The organism is Actinomyces graevenitzii C83 (assembly GCF_000239695.1).
Taxonomy (GTDB): domain Bacteria; phylum Actinomycetota; class Actinomycetes; order Actinomycetales; family Actinomycetaceae; genus Actinomyces; species Actinomyces graevenitzii.
In genome coordinates this window covers 1-708 of sequence record NZ_JH470347.1, presented here as the reverse complement: position 1 = coordinate 708, position 708 = coordinate 1, and the positions used below count along the sequence as shown (strand labels likewise).

At 54.0% G+C, this 708-nt stretch carries 1 protein-coding gene and 1 rRNA gene; both read right to left on the bottom strand.

Features of this window, described 5'->3' with window-relative positions; all coding sequences use genetic code 11:
- Positions 1 to 288: transposase-like zinc-binding domain-containing protein (locus HMPREF0045_RS11130; RefSeq protein WP_462138032.1), on the bottom strand; the 288-nt coding region annotated here is incomplete at its 3' end.
- 245 nt (positions 289 to 533) lie between these two features.
- Positions 534 to 651 (bottom strand): 5S ribosomal RNA (rrf, locus tag HMPREF0045_RS09450).
- Positions 652 to 708 lie beyond the last annotated feature (57 nt).

Sequence of the window (708 nt, the reverse complement as noted above, 5' to 3'; positions counted from 1 at the left end):
GTCAACGAACACGACCTCATGCACCTCATCCACCACCGGAGCAAGAGGCCACACCTGCCACAAACCCTGGCATCGCCTGCGAAACGACCTGCCCCCACCTGGCATATCCGCCTGCCGATTACCGCTGAGCAGCCAGGCAAGAAACTCACCCAGATGCTTGGCCGAGGTATCAATCCGCTGCACGCCAGTTGAGTGGCACGAGGTGCAATGCCACCTCTGCTTGCCCGATTTCGACAGTCCGTACCGGATCAGCTTCCTGCCACAGGAATCGCATTTCGAGATGTTCACTCACCGAATCTGCCAGTACCAACTTTGACGCCCACTCTCCCGCACCATAAAGCCGAAAAGTCGATGTTTCACCAACACATTTTGTCCACCCTCAAAGTTGGCCCCCAACAACTTTGAACCAGACTTTCTCGCACTACAAAGCCGAAAGGTCGGGCTCAGACCAACTCTTTTTGTCCTTTAACCCAAAAAATGGTGGTGGGGGTGTCAACCCCGAAGGATCAACACCCCCACCACCATAAGGAAACGGTTGGCAGCGCCCTACTCTCCCACAACCCACCAGTTGCAGTACCATCAGCGCAGAAAGGCTTAACTTCCAGGTTCGGAAAGGATACTGGGTGTAACCCCCTCGCTAAAACCACCAACACAACCAAAACAAGCAACACCCCAAAAAAAGGGATAACCACTCACCAGTCAGTGAAA